The sequence below is a fragment of the Acinetobacter colistiniresistens genome (assembly GCF_000413935.1).
In the GTDB taxonomy this organism is placed as follows: Bacteria; Pseudomonadota; Gammaproteobacteria; order Pseudomonadales; family Moraxellaceae; genus Acinetobacter; species Acinetobacter colistiniresistens.
In genome coordinates this window covers 618,291-633,297 of sequence record NZ_KE340379.1, presented here as the reverse complement: position 1 = coordinate 633,297, position 15,007 = coordinate 618,291, and the positions used below count along the sequence as shown (strand labels likewise).

Here is a 15,007-nt window from a genome sequence, read left to right as displayed (position 1 = left end):
ACTCACACTTATAACTGTTGGCCATACCAAGGAGATAATTGCTTCTGTAACCAACGCAAAAACAATTCAAAACTAACTGCAACAATGGCAATCACAATAATGCCGAGAACAACCGTGTCGGTAATCAGAAACTGGGCTGCTGACTGCACCATAAAACCAATACCACGATCAGCTGCCACCAATTCCGAAGCAACCAAAGTTGACCAACCCACACCTAAACCAATACGAATACCCGTCAAGATGTGCGGTAAAGCAGTTGGTAAAATTACATGCCAAAACACTTGTGACTGGCTCGCGCCTAAAGACAATGCCGCTCGCTCACGATTGAGCTGATGGCTAAGTACGCCATGGGTGCTGCTGATAATCACAGGTGCAAGGATCGAAAAGAAAATCAAAAGCACTTTAGTGGTTTCACCAATCCCGAACCAGATCACCAATAATGGCAAATAAGCCAAGGGTGGAATTGGACGCAATAACTCAACCAATGGATCAAGCACCCCACGCACCCACTTGTTTAAGCCCATCCATAAACCGAGTGGCACACCAATGGCAATCGCGGCAAGTAAAGCCAGCAAGACACGTGAAATACTCGCGGCCAAATGCTGCCATAAAGTGGCTTTCATAAAACCTTGCTGGCTGACTTCAAGGAACTTCTGCCACACCGCTTGTGGGCTTGGTAAGAATAGGCTTGGGACAATTTTTAATGCCGTAATCAGATACCAGATCACCAAGACACTGAGTACGCTAGAAAGACTGAGCGCTAAACTACGATACCGAACCACGAAAGCCCATATTGGACTTAAAACCGAGGCAGGCTGTGACTGGTTGATCTGCTGAGGTTCTTCTGCCTTACCCAGTTCATAGGCCGTATTTTTTGCTTGACCCGTCATACAGCCACCTCATGTCCTGCCTGTTTCTGCACACGTAAACGTTCAAACAGTTGCTCACGTAATTGGATAAATTTCGGATCGGATTTAATCGTACGAATCGATTCACCCTGCTTATAACGCTCTGCAAAATCTAGCTTTAAAGTTTCGACAATCTTGCCGGGACGAGCCGTCATCAGCACCAATTGATTGCTCAGCAACAAAGCCTCTTCAATATCATGCGTGATCAGGAAAAAGGATTTATTTTGTTCAATCCATAAATCTAGTACCAGCTGTTGCATGGTTTCACGGGTAAAGGCATCAAGCGCAGCAAAAGGTTCATCCAACAAAATAAACGCTGCATGACTCACCAATGCACGTGCGATACCGACCCGTTGTTTCATACCGCCCGACAATTCCCAAATATTGGCTTGAGCGACATGGCTTAAACCGACAATCTTCAGGATTGCATCGACTTGCTGTTGAATGTCTTGTGCTTTCAAACCTTTAAGCTGCAAAGCAAAACCGATATTTTCGGAGACATTTAACCACGGCAATAAAGCATGATCTTGGAACACCACCGCACGACGTGCGTCAGGAGCAGTCACCACTTCATAATCCAGTTTGATCTGACCTGAACTCGGTTTTTGGAAACCTGCCAAAATATTCAGCAATGTCGTTTTACCACAACCCGACTCACCCAGAATCACAGTTAACGTCCCTTCTTCAATCGTTAAATTGATATCTTGCAATACAGGCACAGTCTGCTTTGGAAAAGTTAAATGAAGATGCTCGGCAGCTAATACACTCATTTCGATCTCCTATGGCTGTAGAAAGTGGGTCGTGACATTGTCTTGATAATCAGGTTTGACTTGATCAACCTTGCCTTGGCTCTTTAAGAAAGTTGCGGTATCAAAGATATTCTTGGCAAATTCACCCGATAATGTGGCTTGCTGTTGCTGACGATCCAGATAGGTATTGCCTGAAAGAAGTAATGGAATATCTTTGCTGTCCGATCCCGTCAATTGGGCAATTTTCTGGATGTTTTCTGCATTTTGCTCAAATGCTTTTGGGTCTTGGTTATAGCTTTCAATCTGCTTTAAGCTGGTTTGCACAAAAGCTTTTAAGAACTCTGGATTTTTCTCGGCAAAGTCTTTACGAACCACCCATAAATCATAGGTGGGTGCGCCCCACTCGCCGACTTGTTTCGAGTCTGTTAAGACATGACCACTGGCTTTGACTTTGCTCAATGCAGGTTCCCAAACATAAGTCGCATCGATATCACCACGTTCCCAAGCGGCTGTAATTTCCGGTGGGCGTAAATTGATGATCTTGACTTGATTATCTGCAATATTCCAATGCTTGAGTGCCGACAATAAGCTGTAATGCGTGGTTGAAACGAAGGGTACGGCAATGGTTTTACCAATCAAATCTTGAGGCGTTTGAATCCCAGATTTATTACTCACCACCAAAGCTTCTGAACCACCCAATTTTGCTGTCACCAAAAATACTTCAATCGGTAAATCGCGACTTGCTGCGGCTGCCAATGGGCTAGAACCAATGTTACCAATCACCACATCACCTGAAGCGAGTGCATTGACCACATCTGATCCTGCATCAAACTTACGCCATTGAATTGCCTGTTGGCTATCACGCTCATAATCACCATTGGCCTGTGCCACTTTGGTTGGATCAACACCCGTTTGATAGGCAATCACCACTGCCTTGTTGTTTTTAGACTGAACAGGTGCAGCATCTTTTTGATTTTGATAGACAATAAAAGCAACAATCGCCACAAGGACGATCGCTGTAACAATTAACGGCTTGGTGTTCTTGATGCCCATAATTAGATGATCTTTCAACAATATAGACTTATGGTATGCGCGAGGCTTTATGATTAAAAATAAGAAAAAGTGAGTTGCTTATTCTTTTATAAGATAAGAATAAGGCTTAGACAATTGTTGCTGCTTTTATCATCAATTTTGATATTTTTACTGTTCTTGCATTTTATTTTCCAAATCACCCTTTTAAATATTTATCATTCAACTTAATTGAAAAGTAAAATATTTAATCCTGATAACGCTATATTTAAACTAAATAAGTAAACTCATTTTATAATACAGTTAAAAACCATATTATGAATCAGCTTATAAAATCCTATTATTGATCAAAAATAGATATATAAATAAATTTTGCTTATTTTCCTGAATATAAAAACAGTCCTAAGATAAAAAACATCATCCCGCTGATATATATAAAGGTTATAAAAATGAACGCTCAATTTGATTCTGCTCAAGCTGTGGAATCCAACTTTAGTTCTCACGGTTCTTCAAACGATCCACTAGTCATCCTGCAACGTGCACAACACTATGCAGAAGAAAATGAGCTTGATTTTACAGGCAGCATTCCTCCTGCTGAAGCATGGTTTCTTGTTCAACAGGGCCATGCAGTTTTAGTGGATGTCCGTACCAACGAAGAACGTAAATTTGTCGGTTATGTGCCTGAGAGTATCCATGTGGCATGGGCAACTGGAACGTCATTTAACCGCAATCCGCGTTTTCTAAAAGAACTCGATAGCAAAGTCGGTAAAGACCAAATCATTCTATTACTCTGCCGCAGTGGAAAACGCTCGGCATTAGCAGCGGCAGCAGCGTTTAGTGCAGGTTTTGCTCAGGTCTATAACGTACAGGAAGGCTTTGAAGGTGATTTAAATGAACAGCAACAACGTAATCAAAGCAATGGCTGGCGCATCCAACAATTGCCTTGGTTGCAAGATTAGGGCTGCTTTCTTGAACAGTCCTTTACGATTTATTTAAGCCCTGTTTTTACAAGGAACTCTCGTGAGCCAATGGAAAATACAGCCTGTTGTCGAAGGCTTACAGCAAGCACGACATGAATGGCGGGAGCGCCAACATCGCATCAAGGAATTTGGTGGACGTGAACTCCCATCTAAGGATGCGCTGAAGTCAATTTTAGATGATCTGTGTGGGATCTTATTTCCAATGCGACTTGGGCCGAGCGATCTACGCCAAGAAACCGAGGATTACTATATTGCCTATACCCTTGACCGTGTCTTGAATGAACTGTTTGCACAGGTCAAGTTGGCTTTAAATTACGAAGCCAAAAGTCGAGTCAAACCAGTCCCTGTTTCAAGTAATGAGCGTCTGCTGTACGAACAGCAAGTTGCTTTGGCACAGACCATCGTACAAGACTTTGCCAATACCCTGCCTGATATCCGTCGCTTGTTGGATGCCGATGTCTGTGCAGCTTATGAAGGTGATCCTGCCGCACATAGTGTTGATGAAGTCCTGCTCTGCTATCCGGGGATTTTAGCGATTATCCATCATCGTGTGGCACATCAGCTCTATCACAGCGTCCCCCTGCTCTCACGAATTATTGCTGAATTGGCACACTCCGCTACAGGGATTGATATTCATCCAGGTGCCCAAATTGGTAAAGGCTTCTTTATCGATCATGGCACAGGTGTGGTGATTGGCGAAACCTCAGTGATTGGCGAATATGTGCGCATCTATCAGGCGGTGACGCTCGGGGCAAAACGCTTCGAACTGAATGAGGATGGTGCCTTGAAAAAAGATTATGCCCGTCACCCAATTGTTGAAGACCATGTGGTGATTTATGCAGGAGCAACCATTTTAGGCTGCATCACCCTTGGTAAAGGGTCAATTATTGGCGGCAATGTCTGGCTCACCCATAGCGTTGCAGCAGGCAGCCAAATTTTACAGTCACCCAGTGAATCATTGCATAACAGTAAAGTTTAATTAAGTGAGGCTGATATAAACTCCATCAAATAAATCACCTTATTCAGGTTTTATATTTATTATTTATAAATATATTCTTATGAGTCATATAATCATAATTTAGTATTATTTATCTCATATTAATATTTTTCAAAATAATAAATCAGCTCTAGTCTAATTAAAAAAATGATGAAGCAACAATGAAATAAAACCAACCCTTTTATTCACAAAGCCAAAAAACAACAGGAAAATTGATTCATGGCAAAAACCACTGACAAAGCCCAACTTGCACTTGGTGATCATGCAGCCAGACAGCTTGCCAATGCCACCAAAACCGTTCCACAACTCTCGACCATTACCCCACGTTGGCTTACGCATTTATTGCAATGGATTCCTGTTGAAGCAGGTATTTATCGCGTTAACCGCGTCAGCAATACCGATGATATCCAAGTCGCGTGCACACAACGTGACGAAGCCACTTTGCCACAAACTTTTGTGGATTATGATCCACAAGCACGTGAATATTTCTTGAATGGTGTTTCAACCGTTTTGGATATCCATACCCGTGTTGCCGACCTTTACAGTAGCCCACACGATCAAATCAAAGAACAATTACGCTTAACCATTGAAACCATTAAAGAACGTCAGGAAAGCGAGCTGATCAATAACCCTGAATATGGTTTATTGGCCAGCGTGGCCGATGAACAACGTATTTCGACCTTGAATGGTCCACCAACTCCCGATGACTTTGATGATTTACTGCGTAAAGTCTGGAAAGAACCCGGCTTCTTCCTTGCACATCCAGATGCCATTGCGGCTTTTGGGCGTGAATGTACCCGTCGTGGTGTTCCACCCCCAACCGTGAGTTTATTTGGTTCGCAGTTCATCACATGGCGCGGTGTTCCATTGATTCCATCGAATAAGATTCCTGTGGAAGATGGTAAAACCAAAATCTTGTTACTGCGTGTGGGTGAAAAACGCCAAGGTGTAGTGGGCTTATTCCAACCAGGCTTGGCAGGTGAACAATCTCCTGGTCTTTCTGTGCGCTTCATGGGTATCAACCGCAATGCGATTGCGTCTTATCTGATCTCACTGTACTGCTCATTAGCAGTATTGACTGAAGATGCGTTGGCTGTGCTCGAAGATGTGGAGGTGGACAAGTATCATGACTACCCAGTTAACTACAAGTAATTTACACGGTAGTCCAACAGGTTCTGAAGGGGTCGGTGTTAGCCCACCGTCCAACTTCCCAGATGAAGCAACACTTTCACGGCTTGCCTCTGAATTTTTTGCAGCGCCGCCAAGCTCAAGTAGTGGTCATTCTTCTGGTTTGAATCTGGATTTACCTCATGTTAGTGCACCCCCTCATCAACCACAGCCCGCTGAACCTTTAGCTGCGCTCAGTGGTCGTGCGCCCAATATTGCTTATGAGAAAAGTTTAAACCCAGAATATCCTGAGCATATTCCAAACTATCCTGACTATCCTGAACGGCGTGCGATTGCCTCTGCACCAGTCATCGGTGGGGCCAATTTACCTCGTCCACCGATTGAACCAAATTTTCCACAGGCCATTCATAGCGCACCGAATGTGCCTTTGCTTGAACCTTCTCGCCCTTCAACTAGCGATTCATCCCCTTTTTATTTTTTAAATGATTTTACAGCCCCGAGTTCATCCAGTACTGAATTTGATGCTGCCAATTTTGCCACGGCACAATCATTTCAATTACCTCATGGTGATGCCTTAAAAAGTCTGTTGCAGCAAGACTCGCCAGCTTCTACTCAAGCAAAAGATAATGCGTCTTCAGGCTTTTACTTCTTGGATCTGCCACAAAGCAACGCGGGTTATGGCAATTACCAACCATCACAGCTGCAGTTTGTTGCCAATGCCTCTCAGCCCTTGGATATTCAGGCCATCCGTCGTGACTTCCCCATTCTGCAAGAACGCGTCAATGGCCGTCCTCTGGTCTGGTTTGACAATGCCGCGACCACACAGAAGCCACAAAGTGTGATTGATCGTATTGCCTATTTTTATCAGCACGAAAATTCCAATATTCATCGTGCTGCACATGAATTGGCAGCACGTGCAACCGACGCCTATGAACATGCGCGTAATGTGGTGGCCCGTTTTATTGGGGCAAAATCATCCAAGGAAATCATTTTTGTTCGTGGTACCACCGAAGGCATCAATCTGATTGCCAAGACGTGGGGTGAACAAAATATTGGTGAAGGCGATGAAATCATCGTGTCTCATCTTGAGCATCACGCCAACATCGTACCGTGGTTCCAACTCACCCAAAAAATCGGCGCCAAACTGCGTGTTATTCCTGTGGATGATACGGGACAAATCATTTTGGAAGAACTACCAAAACTGATCAATGAACGAACTAAACTGATCTCAATTACCCAAGTCTCCAATGCCTTAGGTACGGTGACACCTGTGGCTGAAGTGATCAAAATCGCGCATGCCAAAGGTGTCCGCGTCTTGGTTGATGGTGCTCAATCTGTTTCGCATATGCCAACCGATGTCCAAGCGATTGATGCCGACTTCTTTGTATTCTCAGGACATAAAGTGTTTGGGCCAACAGGTATTGGAGCTGTCTATGCCAAACCTGAAATTCTGGAGACCATGCCCGTCTGGGAAGGCGGTGGAAATATGATTCAGGATGTGAGCTTTGAACAAGTGGTTTACCAACCTGCCCCCAATAAGTTTGAAGCAGGCACAGGTAATATTGCCGATGCTGTGGGTTTAGGTGCAGCACTGGAATATGTGGAACGCCTTGGCATTCATAATATTGCCCGTTATGAACATGACTTGCTGGAATATGGTCAACATGCTTTAAGCAGTGTCGCGGGTTTAAGACCAATTGGCACGGCGAAAAATAAAGCCAGCGTGATGTCCTTTACCCTTGCAGGTTATTCGACAGAGCAAGTGGGTAAGGCACTGAATCAACATGGCATTGCAGTGCGTTCCGGGCATCACTGTGCTCAACCGATTCTACGTCGTTTTGGTGTAGAACAGACCGTGCGCCCATCTTTGGCCTTTTATAACACCACAGAAGAAATTGATTTGCTGGTATCAGTCCTACACCAACTTGCAAGAAATAGGCGAAGCACTTAAATCTACTCCGATAAAAAAGACTGCCTCAGTGCAGTCTTTTTTTATGTTTAGGCAAAAGCAACGCTCCAGATTAATCGTAATGCAACTGCACTCAGAATAACCCCCATCACCCGTTCAAAATACACCCCAAATTCCAAAAAGCGTTTCCGTACAATCGGTTGTGCAAACATGATGCTCACCAAGATAAACCATGATGCATTGACCAGACACATCCAAATGCCATAACCGATTTGAACCTTTAACGGTGTTGTTGGACTGACGATGGTGGTAAAAATTGCCAGAAAGAAAACTGTCGCTTTGGGATTTAGCGCATTGGTTAAAAAACCCATATTAAAGGCTTGGATGAGGCTCGGCTTACCCATCACCTCGCCAGCCAAAATATCCAGATTGGCATTCGGCTGACTGCGTAAACATTGCCAACCCAAATAAATCAAATAAGCTGCACCTGCAATGCGTAAGACGGACATCAACCAAACGCTTTGCTGGATCAGTACGCCCACCCCGACCAAGGTATAAAATACATGCACCGAGATGCCCACACCGATACCAATCGCAGTGATACAGCCAATTAAATAACCATATCGAACACTCTGTCGTACTGTAATAATAAAATCAGGACCCGGTAAAACAACGGCCATAAAATGGATCAATGCCAAGGCTAAGAATTCATGTCCATACAACTGCCACATTTCATTTATCTCCACACCATGACAATAGGAAATGATTGTATTTCGATTTTTAAAGCGCGATAATCCTATTAAAATCCAAATAACTTTTGCTTCATGAGCACAAATCAAAGTCTGGTTCTGTTAAATGAAATGGCAACCTTTGTCAAAGTTGTCGAAACAGAAAGTTTTTCTGAAACAGCGCGTCAGCTCGGTTCAACCCCTTCTGCTGTAAGCCGTGCCATTGCTCGTTTAGAACGTGCACTGGGAACCCGTTTATTGCATCGCACGACCCGTAAATTGCGTTTAAGTGAAAGTGGTCAACAGGTGTATGAGCGCTGTCTGGACATGGTTAATGCTGCACAAGCAGTGATGGAAAGTTCGGGGCAATTTCATATTGAACCACAAGGCGTGATTCGCATCAGCGTGCCCAAAGCGGTTGGGCATTTTATGCTACATCCGCATCTTCCCGAATTCTTGGCGATGTACCCCAAAATTGATATTCAATTGCTATTGGAAGATCGATACATCGACTTGATTGATGATGGTGTAGATCTGGCGATTCGTATTACCGAACAGCCGCCGGGTGGATTGATGGGGCGAAAACTGATTGATATCGACCATTTAATCTGTGCAACGCCTGAATATTTGCAGAAAAATGGCAGACCCCAACATCCACACGACTTAAAGCAACATCAATGTATCTATTTGGGTGAACAACCTAATGATTCAAAGTGGAAATTCCAGCAAGAACAGAAAGCGATTACGGTACCAGTTCGTGGTCGTTATGCTGCCAATCATACTGGTGTGCGTCTCAGTGCCGCTTTACAGCATCTAGGCATTGCCAGTTTGCCTTATTTCGTGGCTCGGCACGCTTTAGAACAAGGCACACTGGTTCAGGTTTTACCTGATTGGCATTTTAAAACCCACTACAGCGGCGGTGCATGGTTACTCTACCCGCCAACACGGCATGTGCCACCAAAACTCAGTGTGTTCATTCAGTATCTGGCGGAAAAATTAGCCGCAGAACCAGTCTTATTTCAACATAATCATCCGAGCTAAAACCATAACTTTCATCATTTTGAATTATTAACTCACTAAAATTTATAAATCCAATACTCAATTTTATTTATCATCTAGAAATAAAAAGAAAACTCTTTGGAATACATCATGCAATCAGCTGATCCTAAAAATCCAACGCCAACGATTCCGTTCAGGCAAGCCTTTTTGTTCTGGCTGAAATTGGGATTTATCAGCTTTGGCGGACCAGCTGGTCAAATCGCGGTGATGCATCAAGAACTAGTGGAAAATAAACGTTGGATTTCTGAAAAGCGATTCTTACATGCGCTGAATTACTGCATGTTACTTCCAGGCCCAGAAGCACAACAGCTCGCCACCTATATTGGTTGGCTCATGCACCGGACTATGGGCGGGCTTGTTGCAGGCATTCTATTTGTTCTGCCCTCTCTATTTATCCTGATCGCGCTATCATGGATTTACGTGCAGTTTGGTGATGTGCCGATTATTGCAGGGCTATTTTATGGAATTAAACCTGCTGTCACGGCGATTGTCTTTCATGCCACTTATCGTATTGGCAGTCGCTCATTGAAGAATCCATTTCTATGGGGGATTGCCACAGCCGCATTTATTGCCATCTTTGTGTTTAATGTTCCCTTTCCTTTCATCGTTTTAGCGGCTGCTGTTTCTGGCTATGTGCTGAGTAAGCAAAAGCCAAATTTATTTAGCTCTCAGGCTACTCATCAAAATAACCCCAAAAATTATGGCGCGGCATTCATTGATGATGATACACCAACACCTGCCCATGCAATTTTCCACTGGTCAACTTTTATTAAAATCGTGGTCATTGCAGCCTTGCTCTGGTTCATTCCAATCACACTTTTAACCCTAAGCCTCGGTTGGCAAAATGGCTATACCCAAATGGCATGGTTCTTTAGCAAAGCAGCCTTACTCACATTTGGCGGTGCTTATGCAGTTCTGCCCTATGTGTATCAAGGTGCGGTCAATCATTATGCATGGCTGAGTCCCACCCAAATGATTGATGGGTTAGCACTCGGTGAAAGTACTCCTGGCCCGTTAATCATGGTGGTCGCTTTCGTGGGTTTTTTAGGTGCTTATAACCATGCGTTATTGGGGGCTGATCAGCTCTTTTTAGCAGGTGTAATTGGTGCTGTAATCGTGACTTGGTTTACCTTTTTATTTTCATTTGTATTTATTTTAGCGGGTGCACCCTTTATTGAATCCACGCATAACCAACTTAAATTTACTGCGCCACTCACTGCCATCACCGCAGCCGTAGTCGGCGTCATTTTAAATCTGGCCTTGTTCTTTAGCTATCATGTGCTCTGGCCAAATGGCTTTGAACATGCATTTAATTATGAAGCGGCCTTTATTACCGTTGCGGCACTGATTGCTTTATTCAAATTTCAGCTCAATGTGTTATATGTAATTTTTGCATCGGCCTTTTGCGGTTTAATTTTATATATTGGCGCCTAATTGAATGCATTGAATTGAGTAGCTCAAAATGCTACTCAATCTTAAATATGATGAATTTCCACAGAAGCATGCACAATTTCCTCATGAATCGCCAATTCCGCTTTAACCTGATCAGGATTGAGATCAGTCATGGTGGTTTCCAATCCTAAAATACAAGAGAACTTGCCTTTCCCGACCTTCCATACATGAAGATCGGTAATTTCAACCTGTGAAAACTGGGCAATCACCTCACGTATTTCTTCAACCACAGGATGCCCCATTTCTGCATCCAATAAGGTTTTTCCTGTTTCCTGCATCAAGCCCCAAGACCATTTTGCAACCAGCAATGCCCCGACAATCCCTAGCAAATCATCCAGAAAATTCCAGCCAAAATATTTGGCCGCAAATAAGGCAATAATCGCCAGAACCGAAGTCACGGCATCAGCAACCACATGTAAAAATGCGGCTTTTTGATTTAAATCATGATGATGATCATGACCGTGATGATGCGCTTCATCATGATGGCTATGCGAATGGTCATGACTACGGTCATGTAATAACCATGCACAAATCAGATTAACCATCAGTCCTACAATCGCAATTGGAATCGCCTCATTAAAATGAATGGTGACAGGGTTAAATAAACGCGCGAGAGACTGAATCCCCATCAACAGTGCCACCACCATCAGTAAAATAGAGCTACTATACCCCGCTAAAATTTCAATTTTCCACGTACCAAAACTAAAGCGTTGATCCTGTGCATAATGTCGAGCCATACGATAAGCAAAATAGGCCAATCCCAATGCCAACATATGTGAACTCATATGCCAGCCATCTGCAAGCAATGCCATTGAATTAAAAAACCAGCCCCCAAGAATTTCCAGCACCATCATCACAGCAGTTAAAATCGTGGCAATTAAAATTCTTTTTTGTACTAACGGATTTCCCTGATCAAACTGATGAGAATGACGTCGTTCTAGGTTACTATGCTGCATTTATTTTAGTCTTCCAATATACTCCCCCTAGTATATATTTTTTTAGGAAAAAAAATGTATGTCTCACCTACATCAAGATAAGAAAATTTTAAATCGTCTTAAACGGATTCAAGGACAGTTCGCAGCAGTCGAGAAATCGCTCACAAATCCTGAAAGTTCTTGCATAGAAGTTCTACAGCAGGTTGCGGCAGTCAAAGGTGCGGTGAATGGTTTAATGAACCAATTGATCGAACAACACCTAAAAGAACATGTATTAAAAGGTGCTGATCATGTGGATGAAGAAGAAGTAGAAAAGTTTTTCACCTTATTACAACGCTATCTATAAATACCAGATTTCGTCCGTGAGTTGTTCAATCTCGGACTTATCATGACTGACATAGAGCATCGGGATTTTAATATCTTGTTTGACGCGTTGAAAAAAAGGAATGATCTCGGCTTTATGCGCCGTATCCAATGCAGACAATGGCTCATCTAAAAGCAGCAATTGTGGCGAGTACAACAAAGCTCGCCCCAAGGCCACCCGCTGTTTTTCACCACCTGACAGCTTAATCGGCATGCGTTCAAGTAAATGTTCTAATTTAAGTAACTCAATAATATAATCCACTTCAAATTGGCGTTGCTGTGGTGCAATGTGTTTGAATCCAAAGACCAGATTCTGCTTGACGTTTTGATGAGGGAAAAGCTGGGCATCCTGAAAAACCATACCGACTCGACGCTGTTGCGTACTGAGATTAATTTTCTGGCTTTGATCAAACCACGTCTGATTCTGGATTTTAATCCAACCTGATTGGGGACGAATAAGGCCTGCGATACTATGTAATATCGTGGTTTTTCCTGAACCTGAAGCCCCAAATAAACCAATCACAGGCTGGTCGGATTGAAAATGTTGATCCAGACAAAATTGCCCTTGTTGCAGTTGTATATGACAGTCCATCATACTGAATATCCACGCTTATTTTTTTGATAACGGTTAAACCACTGTGCAAACCACAAGGCAAAGAAAGCCACCGATAAAGACAGGATAATTAGCCGCCACACCACTGCTTCTGTATCAGGCTGCTGCATCAAACTATACATTGCTAAGGGCAACGTTCGGGTTTCACTGGCAATGTTACCAACAAAGGTAATGGTGGCACCGAACTCCCCTAAACTGCGACAGAAACATAAAATACTGCCGATTAAAATACCGCTGCTGGCCAATGGTAATGTCACCTGCATAAATGCACCTAATGAGGATGCACCTAGCGTTTTCGCCGCCAGTTCTAAACGTTGGTCCACCAGTTCAATCGCCAAGCGAATCGACTGCACCAATAAAGGAAAACCCATCACTGCTGACGCTAGCACGGCTCCCTTCCAGTTAAAGGCAAACTCTATCCCCAAAGGCGCAAGATACTGCCCTAACAGCCCCCGGTTACCAAATAACTGCAACAACAAGTAACCAGGCACGACTGGTGGTAAGACCAACGGTAAGAATACCAAAGTCTCAAACAGCGATTTGCCCCAAAACTCTTTGCGGGCCAATATCCAAGCCACTACAGTTGCAGGGATTAAGCTAAACAGCAGACATGCTGCTGCCACTTTGCAGGATAGCTTGAGGACTTCAATTTCTTCTGGGCTCAGGATCATCATTCAATTACTGCAACACGCTAAACCCATATTTTTTAAATATCGTTTTGGCCTGTCCACTTTGCAGGAATTTATAGAATTTAATCGATTCTGCATTCTTCTTGGTTAAACCCACTGGATAAATAATCGGTGGATGAGTATTTTCAGGGAATACGCCTGCCACTACCACATCTTTACTGATTGCTGCATCGGTTGCATAGACGATTCCGACCTGACACTCACCACGGGCAACAAAGTTGAGAGCTGCACGTACATCTTCAGTTTCAACCAACTTTGGGGCAACTTTGTCCCACCAACCCAATGATGTCAAAGCCTGTTTGGCATATTTTCCAACAGGTACACTTTTGGTATCCCCTGTACAGAGCTTGCCTTGAATGACCTTGGTCGGGTCAAAATTCTTATCCATTTTCAACTTAATGGGGTGATCTTTAGGCGTAATCACAACCAAACGATTGCCTAATAAATTAATCCGATCTGCTGCTGCAACCAGCTGTTTATTCTGTAAATAATCCATCCATTGCACATCGGCAGACATAAATACATCTGCTGGTGCCCCTGCTTCAATTTGCTTGGCTAAAGTTGAAGAACCTGCATACGAGGTTTTGACCTCGGTTTTATTTTTTTGCTCGTAGATTGTATCAAGTTCATTCACTGCATTGGTCAGACTTGCTGCTGCATAAACAGTCACAGCATCTGCAGCAAAGGTATGTGTCTGAATCAATAAACTCGCCCCGAAAGCGACAGTGTATAGGTACGTTTTTTTCATCATTGTTGGCATTATGTCGTCCTCAAATTTCGATATGTTTTTAAAAATATATCGCCTAATAAAGATACACGAAAAATAACAATTCGCTAGTCTTGCTATCCTTAATTCATCATCTGTTTATATAGAAACACAATGATCTAACAATTGACATCAAGATCATTATTTGGTGCAAAAAAACAGTTTCCCGCTAATTTAGTGCATCTCCATATAAATTCCGATATAAGCGATAGATCAAACATTCACTCAATCGTTATTTGCCGAAAAATATAGTGATTAGCCGTATTTTGCTTTCCAAAATAAAAAGGCACCTATCCAAACACCAACTGAATGATGCTGAATAGATGCCTTTGTCTATCTCTAAAGATAGCCAAGATCGCTACCCTATTTCTGTTTCAGCAAAAGATATGCCAAAGCTTTTTGTATACACAATAGGATTGAACTGTAATTTACCCTTTAACAGCTAAATTCTGTTTCGGTAACAGTTTACAACCGCAAGACAATGGGTCATTGACTCTGGCCGCGGCTTTACCCATGACTTGCATATTCGGGTCGCCTGCCACAATTGTTGCTACAGTTTTATGCTTTGGGCAGGTTGCCTTATCACCCACACAGGCAATCGGAATCCCTTCGATGAGAAAACTACTGTTGCCACTAATCACTTGTCCACCACCTGTGGTTGGACAACCGACAACAATATAAGGTGTTGCCATAATCACATCC

General features: G+C 43.1%; 16 protein-coding genes. 7 read left to right on the top strand and 9 right to left on the bottom strand.

The features are described from left to right. Positions 1-8: 8 nt before the first annotated feature. Genes tauC through tauA form a run of 3 tightly spaced genes read right to left on the bottom strand, consistent with a single transcriptional unit; the run spans position 9 to position 2,728 of the window. Positions 9-890, bottom strand: coding sequence for a taurine ABC transporter permease TauC (tauC, locus tag F907_RS10520; RefSeq protein WP_016651968.1), 882 nt, complete (start codon positions 888-890; stop codon positions 9-11). Further along, positions 887-1,678 (bottom strand): taurine ABC transporter ATP-binding protein, encoded by a 792-nt coding sequence (locus F907_RS10525; RefSeq protein WP_016651967.1) that lies wholly within the window; start codon positions 1,676-1,678, stop codon positions 887-889. The genes tauC and F907_RS10525 overlap by 4 nt, the downstream gene beginning before the upstream one ends. Before the next feature lie 9 nt (positions 1,679-1,687). After that, complete coding sequence (gene tauA, locus F907_RS10530) at positions 1,688-2,728, bottom strand: taurine ABC transporter substrate-binding protein (RefSeq protein ID WP_171068370.1); 1,041 nt, start codon at positions 2,726-2,728, stop codon at positions 1,688-1,690. A gap of 407 nt (positions 2,729-3,135) precedes the next feature. Here tauA and F907_RS10535 point away from each other — a divergent pair, with 407 nt between their 5' ends. The 4 genes from F907_RS10535 to F907_RS10550 all read left to right on the top strand — a co-directional run bounded on the left by F907_RS10535 (position 3,136) and on the right by F907_RS10550 (position 7,742). Further along, positions 3,136-3,645, top strand: a complete 510-nt coding sequence (locus tag F907_RS10535; RefSeq protein ID WP_016651965.1) for a rhodanese-like domain-containing protein — start codon at positions 3,136-3,138, stop codon at positions 3,643-3,645. A 61-nt stretch (positions 3,646-3,706) separates the two neighbouring features. After that, positions 3,707-4,645 (top strand): serine O-acetyltransferase EpsC, encoded by a 939-nt coding sequence (gene epsC / locus F907_RS10540; RefSeq protein WP_016651964.1) that lies wholly within the window; start codon positions 3,707-3,709, stop codon positions 4,643-4,645. Between the two features lie 237 nt (positions 4,646-4,882). Continuing rightward, positions 4,883-5,815 carry a family 2A encapsulin nanocompartment shell protein gene (locus F907_RS10545; RefSeq protein ID WP_005273780.1) on the top strand — a complete coding sequence of 311 codons (933 nt, stop codon included), beginning with the start codon at positions 4,883-4,885 and terminating at the stop codon, positions 5,813-5,815. After that, positions 5,790-7,742, top strand: coding sequence for a family 2A encapsulin nanocompartment cargo protein cysteine desulfurase (locus tag F907_RS10550; protein WP_016651963.1), 1,953 nt, complete (start codon positions 5,790-5,792; stop codon positions 7,740-7,742). Before F907_RS10545 ends, F907_RS10550 begins: the two co-directional genes overlap by 26 nt. Before the next feature lie 47 nt (positions 7,743-7,789). Here the strand turns inward: F907_RS10550 and F907_RS10555 are convergent, their stop codons facing one another. Continuing rightward, positions 7,790-8,431, bottom strand: a complete 642-nt coding sequence (locus tag F907_RS10555) for a LysE family translocator (protein ID WP_016651962.1) — start codon at positions 8,429-8,431, stop codon at positions 7,790-7,792. 93 nt (positions 8,432-8,524) lie between these two features. On the opposite strand from F907_RS10555, the gene F907_RS10560 reads away from it, so the two are divergent. Together F907_RS10560 and chrA are read left to right on the top strand one after the other, a co-directional pair. Further along, a complete protein-coding gene (locus tag F907_RS10560) occupies positions 8,525-9,469 on the top strand; it encodes a LysR family transcriptional regulator (RefSeq protein WP_016651961.1) in 945 nt (314 codons plus the stop codon). Between the two features lie 108 nt (positions 9,470-9,577). Beyond that, positions 9,578-10,921 (top strand): chromate efflux transporter, encoded by a 1,344-nt coding sequence (chrA, locus tag F907_RS10565; protein ID WP_016651960.1) that lies wholly within the window; start codon positions 9,578-9,580, stop codon positions 10,919-10,921. A gap of 41 nt (positions 10,922-10,962) precedes the next feature. Here chrA and dmeF read toward each other — a convergent pair whose 3' ends face one another. Continuing rightward, complete coding sequence (gene dmeF / locus F907_RS10570; protein ID WP_016651959.1) at positions 10,963-11,895, bottom strand: CDF family Co(II)/Ni(II) efflux transporter DmeF; 933 nt, start codon at positions 11,893-11,895, stop codon at positions 10,963-10,965. 58 nt (positions 11,896-11,953) lie between these two features. Between dmeF and F907_RS10575 the strand changes: the two genes are divergently transcribed. After that, positions 11,954-12,220, top strand: coding sequence for a metal/formaldehyde-sensitive transcriptional repressor (locus F907_RS10575; RefSeq protein WP_016651958.1), 267 nt, complete (start codon positions 11,954-11,956; stop codon positions 12,218-12,220). Here the strand turns inward: F907_RS10575 and F907_RS10580 are convergent. From F907_RS10580 to F907_RS10595, 4 genes are all read right to left on the bottom strand, one after another. Continuing rightward, positions 12,215-12,832, bottom strand: a complete 618-nt coding sequence (locus tag F907_RS10580; protein WP_016651957.1) for an ATP-binding cassette domain-containing protein — start codon at positions 12,830-12,832, stop codon at positions 12,215-12,217. The two genes, F907_RS10575 and F907_RS10580, sit on opposite strands and share 6 nt — an antisense overlap. Then, complete coding sequence (modB, locus tag F907_RS10585; protein ID WP_016651956.1) at positions 12,829-13,524, bottom strand: molybdate ABC transporter permease subunit; 696 nt, start codon at positions 13,522-13,524, stop codon at positions 12,829-12,831. The genes F907_RS10580 and modB overlap by 4 nt, the downstream gene beginning before the upstream one ends. 4 nt (positions 13,525-13,528) lie before the next feature. Then, entirely contained in the window at positions 13,529-14,299 is a 771-nt protein-coding gene (gene modA / locus F907_RS10590) for a molybdate ABC transporter substrate-binding protein (protein WP_016651955.1), read from the bottom strand. A gap of 434 nt (positions 14,300-14,733) precedes the next feature. Continuing rightward, the gene (locus F907_RS10595; RefSeq protein WP_016651954.1) at positions 14,734-14,997 is read right to left on the bottom strand and encodes a PAAR domain-containing protein; all 264 of its coding nucleotides are present in this window, start codon (positions 14,995-14,997) and stop codon (positions 14,734-14,736) included. Positions 14,998-15,007 lie beyond the last annotated feature (10 nt).

Bases quoted from the DNA above. Each gene is read 5' to 3' on its own strand.
- tauC (WP_016651968.1), bottom strand. From the start codon at position 890: ATGACGGGTCAAGCAAAAAATACGGCCTATGAACTGGGTAAGGCAGAA.
- F907_RS10525 (WP_016651967.1), bottom strand. From the start codon at position 1,678: ATGAGTGTATTAGCTGCCGAGCATCTTCATTTAACTTTTCCAAAGCAG.
- F907_RS10535 (WP_016651965.1), top strand. From the start codon at position 3,136: ATGAACGCTCAATTTGATTCTGCTCAAGCTGTGGAATCCAACTTTAGT.
- F907_RS10545 (WP_005273780.1), top strand. From the start codon at position 4,883: ATGGCAAAAACCACTGACAAAGCCCAACTTGCACTTGGTGATCATGCA.
- F907_RS10550 (WP_016651963.1), top strand. From the start codon at position 5,790: ATGACTACCCAGTTAACTACAAGTAATTTACACGGTAGTCCAACAGGT.
- F907_RS10555 (WP_016651962.1), bottom strand. From the start codon at position 8,431: ATGTGGCAGTTGTATGGACATGAATTCTTAGCCTTGGCATTGATCCAT.
- F907_RS10560 (WP_016651961.1), top strand. From the start codon at position 8,525: ATGAGCACAAATCAAAGTCTGGTTCTGTTAAATGAAATGGCAACCTTT.
- chrA (WP_016651960.1), top strand. From the start codon at position 9,578: ATGCAATCAGCTGATCCTAAAAATCCAACGCCAACGATTCCGTTCAGG.
- dmeF (WP_016651959.1), bottom strand. From the start codon at position 11,895: ATGCAGCATAGTAACCTAGAACGACGTCATTCTCATCAGTTTGATCAG.
- F907_RS10575 (WP_016651958.1), top strand. From the start codon at position 11,954: ATGTCTCACCTACATCAAGATAAGAAAATTTTAAATCGTCTTAAACGG.
- F907_RS10580 (WP_016651957.1), bottom strand. From the start codon at position 12,832: ATGATGGACTGTCATATACAACTGCAACAAGGGCAATTTTGTCTGGAT.
- modB (WP_016651956.1), bottom strand. From the start codon at position 13,524: ATGATGATCCTGAGCCCAGAAGAAATTGAAGTCCTCAAGCTATCCTGC.
- modA (WP_016651955.1), bottom strand. From the start codon at position 14,299: ATGCCAACAATGATGAAAAAAACGTACCTATACACTGTCGCTTTCGGG.
- F907_RS10595 (WP_016651954.1), bottom strand. From the start codon at position 14,997: ATGGCAACACCTTATATTGTTGTCGGTTGTCCAACCACAGGTGGTGGA.